General features: G+C 63.7%; 9 protein-coding genes. 3 read left to right on the plus strand and 6 right to left on the minus strand.

The window, feature by feature from the left end:
- Positions 1-127: CGNR zinc finger domain-containing protein (locus ENZ75_RS14465; protein WP_164887823.1), on the plus strand; the 127-nt coding region annotated here is incomplete at its 5' end.
- Positions 128-181: 54 nt separating this feature from the next.
- Here ENZ75_RS14465 and ENZ75_RS14470 read toward each other — a convergent pair.
- Positions 182-1,690, minus strand: a complete 1,509-nt coding sequence (locus ENZ75_RS14470) for a winged helix-turn-helix domain-containing tetratricopeptide repeat protein (protein ID WP_128278157.1) — start codon at positions 1,688-1,690, stop codon at positions 182-184.
- Between the two features lie 139 nt (positions 1,691-1,829).
- On the opposite strand from ENZ75_RS14470, the gene ENZ75_RS14475 reads away from it, so the two are divergent.
- Entirely contained in the window at positions 1,830-2,072 is a 243-nt protein-coding gene (locus ENZ75_RS14475) for a hypothetical protein (protein ID WP_013530057.1), read from the plus strand.
- Between the two features lie 28 nt (positions 2,073-2,100).
- Here ENZ75_RS14475 and ENZ75_RS14480 read toward each other — a convergent pair whose 3' ends face one another.
- Both ENZ75_RS14480 and ENZ75_RS14485 read right to left on the minus strand, forming a co-directional pair.
- Positions 2,101-3,411, minus strand: coding sequence for a hemolysin family protein (locus ENZ75_RS14480; RefSeq protein WP_024504164.1), 1,311 nt, complete (start codon positions 3,409-3,411; stop codon positions 2,101-2,103).
- Positions 3,412-3,486: 75 nt separating this feature from the next.
- On the minus strand, positions 3,487-4,401 hold the full coding sequence (locus ENZ75_RS14485; protein WP_063168817.1) for a LysR family transcriptional regulator: 915 nt from the start codon (positions 4,399-4,401) through the stop codon (positions 3,487-3,489).
- Between the two features lie 127 nt (positions 4,402-4,528).
- Between ENZ75_RS14485 and ENZ75_RS14490 the strand changes: the two genes are divergently transcribed.
- Entirely contained in the window at positions 4,529-5,551 is a 1,023-nt protein-coding gene (locus ENZ75_RS14490; protein WP_013530060.1) for an NAD(P)-dependent alcohol dehydrogenase, read from the plus strand.
- Positions 5,552-5,562: 11 nt separating this feature from the next.
- Here ENZ75_RS14490 and ENZ75_RS14495 read toward each other — a convergent pair whose 3' ends face one another.
- The 3 genes from ENZ75_RS14495 to ENZ75_RS14505 all read right to left on the minus strand — a co-directional run.
- On the minus strand, positions 5,563-6,270 hold the full coding sequence (locus ENZ75_RS14495; RefSeq protein WP_063168816.1) for an LssY C-terminal domain-containing protein: 708 nt from the start codon (positions 6,268-6,270) through the stop codon (positions 5,563-5,565).
- 74 nt (positions 6,271-6,344) lie between these two features.
- On the minus strand, positions 6,345-7,151 hold the full coding sequence (locus tag ENZ75_RS14500; RefSeq protein WP_027162117.1) for an extensin family protein: 807 nt from the start codon (positions 7,149-7,151) through the stop codon (positions 6,345-6,347).
- Between the two features lie 116 nt (positions 7,152-7,267).
- On the minus strand, positions 7,268-7,357 hold a 90-nt coding region (locus ENZ75_RS14505), incomplete at its 5' end, for an extensin family protein (protein ID WP_206617039.1).

Consider the following 7,357-nt stretch of genomic DNA (forward strand, 5'->3'; position numbering starts at 1 on the left):
TTCCTGCCCTCGCTGTGGCTGGCTTTTCCTCGATACGTCGCGAGGCGGCAAGCGGCGCTGGTGCAGCATGCGCACCTGCGGCAACCGCGAGAAGGTGTCGCGCCACCGAGATCATACCGACGTCTAGACTGGGTTAGCGCACCACGTCGCCTTTGCTGCGGGCGGGCCGGATGCCGGCGCGTCACTCCGGAAGACCGGCCTTGCGAAAACCATCGACGAAATGCTCGAGCGTAGCGGCGTCGCGGAATGGCTCGGTCGTCGCCCAGTGATGGGTTGTGAAATGCGGGTTGCCGACGAGGAACAGTTCAGCCTCTGCGCGCGCCTCGTCGAGCCGGCCGAGTTGGGCCATGCTTGCCGCCAGGAAACGGCGTGAGCTTGTGCGATAGGTCTCGTCACGGCGCAACGTCTCGATAGCGGCTTGGTAGTCGCGCGCCGCATATTGCGCCTGGCCGAGCGTCAGATAGTACCAGCTCGCCGGAAACGGGTTCAGCCGGAACGCCTTGCCGATGTGCTCGAGGCCCTCTTCGACCCGTCCGGCCAGGACCGCGATGTCGGACAATGCCGCCCAGGTGTCGGCCTCGTTCGGGTCGAGCTCGATCGCTTTGGCGAATTCCGCATCCGCTTCAGTGAAGCTGCGCTCATAGGCAAGCAGATAAGCCAGGATCCAGCGACAGCCGACATCGTTGGGATCGATCGCCACCGCCTTGCGCGCCAGCTCCAGGGCAACGCTGCGGGCAGCCTCGGTTGGTCCGCCCCAATGCACCTGTCCCATCCAGTGGTTCATGGCAAGCCAACGATAGGGCTCGGCATAATCAGGATCGAGCGACACCGCGCGCGTCAGCATCAGATGCGCTTCCTGCGCCATCTGCGGCGAGTCGTCGATCAGCTTTCGCGCCCGCACGCAGAGGTCGTAGGCCTCCAGATTTCGCGGCCGATTGCGCGGCGGCGGCGCGCGCAGCCGGCCAAGCAGCGCTTCCACGATCTTGGCCGTCACCTCGTCTTGAACGGCAAAGATATCCTCCAGGCCGCGATCGAAGCGTTCCGCCCACAGATGATCGCCACTCATCGCGTCGACCAGCTGTGCGTTGATGCGCACGCGCCCCGCGGCGCGTCTTGCACTGCCTTCCAACAGGTAGCGCACGCCAAGATCCCCGGCGATCTCGCGCACGTCCATCGCTTTTCCCTTGTAGGCAAAGGTCGAGTTGCGGGCGATGACGAACAGACCGGAGATTCTGGACAGGTCGGTGATCAGGTCTTCCGTCAACCCATCCACGAAGGGATCCTGCTCGGGATCGTTGCTGAAATTGACGAAGGGCAGCACGGCTATCGACGGTTTGTCGGGCAGCGGCAAGGGTTTTCGCCTGGCCTCGCCCAGCTGTTCGACGGCCCCAGTGAAACGGTAGCCGACGCGCGGAACGGTGGATATCCATTCGCCGTTGTCGCCGACGGGGCCAAGCAGCTTGCGCAGCTGCGCGATCTGGACGGTGAGATTGCCTTCCTCGACGGCCGTGCCCGGCCACGCGGCGTCCATCAGTTCGGCTTTTCCGAGGATTTCGCCGGGCCGCCCGACGAGTGCCGCAAGCAGGCTCAGCCCGCGATAGCCGACGGCAACGGGGACATCGTTCCGAAGCAGCGTTCCCGCATGCGGATCAAGCACGAACGGACCAAAGGCAAAACGCGATCCCTGCATAGGCGCATCTATAGGGCCGCTCTAGCTCGTTTGGAAGTTTTGGGAACTATTTGGGAGGGCTTAATTACGGCGCCGTCCGTATCGCGCAGAATTCAACCTCATCGAGAGCCCTAGGCCCTCAAACCATATGGAGGTTGCCATGACCAATACCCTCACTTGTGCAGCGCGGCCGGGAACGCCCGTGCGGCCGGCATCGCGCCGGCTCCTAAAGACCCTGCGAAGCATCATCGCGAGCTGGCACGATCGGACCTGGCGCGAGCGGATACGCTTTCGCTGGCAGCTCAGGCAAATGTCGAAGGACAATCCGCATCTGATCGACGATATCGGCCTGACGATACAGCAGGTCGAGGGAGAGATCGCCAAGTCCTTCTGGGAACGATAGAGCGAAATGCCGCAAATCGCGTCGACCGTCAGCGCACCGCCTCGCGAGGGGCGCCGGCCAGGCGGGTGGCGATCAGCTTGTCGATGCGGCGGCCGTCGAGATCGACCACCTCGAAGCGCCAGCCCTGCGCGTCGACGCATTCGCCAGTCGCCGGCAGATGGTGCATATGCGACAGCACATAGCCGGCGACGGTTTCGTAATCGCGGTTTTCCGGCAGGTCGATGCCGAGAATGTCGGCCATCTCGTCGGCCTGCATGTAGCCGGCGAGCAGCCACGAGCCGTCCTCGCGCTTGACCGCGTTTTCCTCGTCGCCGGCGTCGGTGTCGGCGCGGAACACGCCGGTGATGGCTTCCAGAATGTCGGCCGGGGTGACGATGCCTTCGAAATGGCCGTATTCGTCATGCACCAGCGCCATCGGCACGTCGGATTCCTTTAGCTTCTGCAGCACATCGAGCGCGTCGGCCTGGTCGTAGACGATGGGGGCTGCGCGCACATGCCTGCGCGGATCGAGCACGCGGCCGGCAAGCAGTGCGGCCAGCACATCACGCGTCTGGACGACGCCGACCATGACGTCGACGCCGCCGTCGCCTGCCGGCAGGCGCGAATGCTGGGTTTCCATGAGCAGCTTGCGGATGGCCGCCTCGTCGGATTGCAGATTGATCCAGTCGACTTCGGTGCGCGGCGTCATCACCGCGCGCACGGCGCGGTCGCCAAGCCGCATGACGCCGGCGATCATGCGCCGCTCGTCGGATTCGATGGTGCCGTGATGCTCGGCCTCGGCGACCAGCATCTTGATCTCCTCGTCGGTGACCTTTTCCTCGCTTTCGCCGCGCTGACCGAGCAGCCACAATATGGTGCGGCCGGAGAAGTCGAGCAGGAAGACCAGCGGCGCCGACACCGTGGCGAGGATGGTCATCGCCGGAGCGACCCTGGCGGCGACCCGCTCGGGATCACGCAACGCGATCTGCTTGGGCACCAGCTCGCCGACGATCAGCGAGAAATAGGTGATGATAGCAACGACGATGCCGACGCCTAGCGGGTCGGCGACAGTCTCGCGGATGCCGGTCGAAGCCAGGAACTGCGCCAGCCGTTCGCCGAGCGTGGCGCCGGAAAAGGCGCCGGAGAGGACGCCGACCAAGGTGATGCCGATCTGCACCGAGGACAGGAACTTGCCGGGATTTGAGCCAAGATCAAGGGCGCGGCCGGCGCCATTGGTGCCGCGGTCGATCATCGCTTTCAGCCTGGCCGGGCGCGACGAGACGATGGCGAGCTCGGACATCGACAAAAGGCCGTTCACGCAGATGAGGACGACCACGATAGCGATTTCGACGTATAACATGAGCGGTCAATAGCATTGTGGCGCGGTCTTCGAAAATAGTCCGGCGTGATTTTTGAGAAATGACCGGTATTTCGCTCACGCGGCATCCCAGGGCGGCGCCGAAAAATGTTCGACGAGGGCGTCGACGACAACCCGCACCTTTGGCGTGAGCGCGCGCGTCACCGGCCAGACGGCATGCACGACGATGTTCTCGACCAGGCATTCCGACAGCACCATTTCGAGATCGCCGCTTTTGAGGCTGTCGGCGGCCAGCCATGTCGGCAGGAAGGCGATGCCGCAGCCGGCGAGCGCCGCATCCAGCATCGGTTCGCCATGGCCGAGAACGAGCCGCGCCTTGGGCACGAAGGTTGCGAGATGGCCGTCGGAATGTCTGATCACCCAGGGGCGGACGATGCCCTCGCGACCGTAGCCAATGACGCTGTGATCGGCGAGATCCTCGACCGATTGCGGCCGGCCATGCCTGTCGAGATAGTCGGGAGCCGCGCATATGGCCGAGCGCTGAGCATAGAGGCGCCTGGCCGCAAGCGACAGGCTGTCGTCGAGTTCGCCCATGCGGATCGCCAGGTCGATACCCTCCTCGATCAGGTCGACGCGGCGGTCATTGAAGGAGACTTCCACCGTCAGGTCCGGAAATTTCCTCGAAATCTCGAACAGCACGGGAGCGACGCAGCGTCGGCCGAAGGCCAGCGGCACGTCGACCCGAAGCCGGCCAGACGGGACCTGCCGACGCGAGGCGAGCAGCGACTGTGCGGCTTCGATCTCGGCCAGGGCCCGGACGCAGGCTTCATAGTAGCTGATGCCTTCGCTGGTCGGACTGAGACTGCGGGTGGTGCGGTTCAACAAGCGAACGCCGAGCCTCTGCTCCAGCTGCGCGATCGATTTGCCGATCGCCGACTTCGTCACATGCAGCCGCTCGCCGGCGCTAGTGAAGCTGCCGGCCTCCACCGCCTGCACAAACGCGACGGTGCCTTGCAGGTCGGCCGTTTCCATGGCGATTTCCTATTGTCGACTTTTAGTCCGCAATCAGTGTCAAATTATACCGCACGGAAGCACTATTTTCTATAATCGAAAGGCATAAATGTCTCGCCTGGCATCAATGCACGGAGCGCGAGACGACATGAGCACCCCAATCAACAGATCCTGGCAGATGAGCGGTTTTGGCCTGTCGAGGCTAAGCCAGGTGGAAGGCAAGGTGCCCGAGCCAGGGCCGCACGATTTGCTGGTCCGGACCAAGGCCGTATCGCTCAACTACAAGGACAAGATGATCGTGGACGGCGTGCTGATCCCCGACCTTGCCTTTCCCTTCGTGCCGACATCCGACGCGGTGGGCGAAGTGGTGTCCGTCGGCAGTGCCGTCAGCCGCTTTCAGGTCGGCCAGCGCGTGCTTGGCCAGGTGATCGCCGATTGGCCGGATGGCGACGCACCGCCGGTGCTGCATAAGCACACGCTGGGGTCGTCGCTGTCGGGTATGCTTTCCGATCATGTCATCTTCGGCGAGGACGCCGCGGTGCTGGCGCCGCTGTCGCTCGGCGACATCGAGGCCGCGACATTGCCGATCGCGGCGCTGACGGCCTGGTTCGCCATGGCCGAGGCGACCAAACCGGTGCCGGGTCAGACCATTCTGATCCAGGGCACCGGCGGCGTGTCGCTGTTTGCGCTGCAGTTCGCCACTGCGTTCGGCCTGCGCGCCATCGTCACCTCAAGCAGTGATGAAAAGCTTGAGCGGGCGAGAAAGCTTGGCGCCTGGCAAGGGATCAACTACCGCACGCAACCGGCCTGGGACGATGCCGCGCGTGAGCTGACGAACGGGCTGGGCGTGAACCACGTGCTGGAAATGGTCGGCGGCGACAATGCACGGCGATCGCTGAACGCGCTGGCCGCCGACGGCCGGCTGTCGATCATCGGCCTGCTGGGCGCGATGGAGCTCAGCTTTCCCATCCTGCCCTTCATGCGCAACCGCATCACCGTGCAGGGCCTGTCGATCGGCCATCGCCGTGCTTTCGAGCGCATGAATCAGGCGATCGAGGCGCTGGCGATCAAGCCGGTCATCGACAAGGTTTTTGGCTTCGATGAGGTGCCGCAGGCCTTGCAACATCTGGAGAAAGGGCCGTTCGGCAAGATCGTGATCACCACGACCTGACTTTTGCGATGTCATGGCAACTGCTTCAACACGCCGACAATTGCCTCGCCGTCCGTGAAATAGGGATCGCCGCCGCCATTGCGTCCCGCCTTGGTGGCGCCGACGCCCGATATGTCGCTGGTCGAGAGCAGCATGCCGGCAGTGGCCAGGTCGCGCATCAGGAAATCGCGCTCGGCGTCGATGTCGGGGCCGATATGGTGGGTGACGGCGCCGGTGTCGTGGCTGAAGCCGACGCCGCGATCGAAGCTGGCCGAGCCCAGCCACAGCGGCCGGCCATCGTCGCCGCTTGCATCGGTCTGCCAGAAGCGGACATGATGCCGTCGGTCGGCGCTGATGCCCTCCGGCTTTTCGAAGGCGAGATCCTGGGCACGGCCATCGAACAGCAGCCTGCTGACCGGCGCATCGGGATAGGGGTGGTCGAACAGCACGCTTTCACCGATCTCGATCGCGGTCTTCAGGGTGACGGCGTCGGCGGTGTCCCAGCCGGCAACGGCAAAGGCGTGGACCACCTCCTTCTGCGTGCCGACAAGGCCGACATTGATCGGGTCGCCCGGAATGCCTTGCGGCGTGTGCGTCAGCATCTCGAAGCGATGCGTGCGAAAACCTCGATCGCGGAACGTCCAGAATTCCGGTGCGGCGAAATAGGCGAGCGCCAGATACGCGGCCAACAAGGTCGCCGCCCAGATCATAATGCGTCGCCGAACGCTTCGTTGACCCATGAATGCCGCTCAAATGTTCCGGCATCACATTAGGCGTTGTCATGGCATTCAGGCAAAGGATACCCGGCACCGATCTAACGGCAGGCGCGATAACCGTTCTTGCGGTTCTTGATGTCGAAATGAAAATGGTTGCGGTGGTCGTAATTGTAGCCGGGGCCGAGCACGGTGGTGAAGTACTGGCAGCCGTCGGCGCGCACATTGTTGAGGAAGCCACGGGTGCGGAAGGCGAACAGGCCGGGCTTGCGCACATCGATGTCGTCGCCATTGTTGAGCTCGATGCTCATGACGTCGAGCGCATTGCCCTTGCCGTGTTCGGACAGGACGCCTTCGCCGGCAATCCGGCGGCAGGAATAGCTGGAGCCCTGGTGTATGGTCCTGACGCCGGAGAAATAACGCCAGCGGGCGGAGGGAACGAGTTCGTTCTTCGTCCAGCCGGCAAAGGTAGCTGCCATGTCGCAGGTCAGGGTTGCGGCGGGTTTCATCTGGATGTTGCCGATGGCCGAGACCTTGACCGGATAATCGATGCCGCACTGGCCTTCATGGATCGGCGCCAGGTCGGTGTAGGCGACATCGAGGCGCTTCAATTGCTGACGGCAGTCGGTTTCGCTGGCCGGCATCTGCTCGACGGGCGACATCGGCTCGTCCATGCGCGGATAAGCGGCCTGCGTCATGTACGGATTGGAAGGGACAAGCTTCTGCATGCCGGCATATTGCGGCACGGCAGCCGTCTGCGCGCCGACGTCGACGGCCGGCTGCAGCGACAGCACACTGCCGGTGTTGCAGGCGGAAAGCGCCGCCAGCGCCAGACCGGCGGTCAGCATTGCTGCATATTTTGACTGGCGCGCGGTGGCGAAAAACACGGCCCGAAATTTGCCGGCCATTGGCGGAATCCCGTTGATGGATATCCGGCATTTTAACGATCAAGGGTAAAGGAAAACTCAGCGTCCGCGTTCATGCCTGCGGCCGAATTGCGGCACGCGGCCTGGATCAGCCCTGATCACTGGCAGAACGTTCCGCCATGACGGCGCGGTTCGAGATCGAGATGGAAATGCAGGGAATGATCGGCGTCGGCGCCTGGGCCGAGCAC

Source organism: Mesorhizobium sp. M7A.F.Ca.CA.002.04.1.1, from assembly GCF_004022805.1.
Classification (GTDB): domain Bacteria; phylum Pseudomonadota; class Alphaproteobacteria; order Rhizobiales; family Rhizobiaceae; genus Mesorhizobium; species Mesorhizobium ciceri.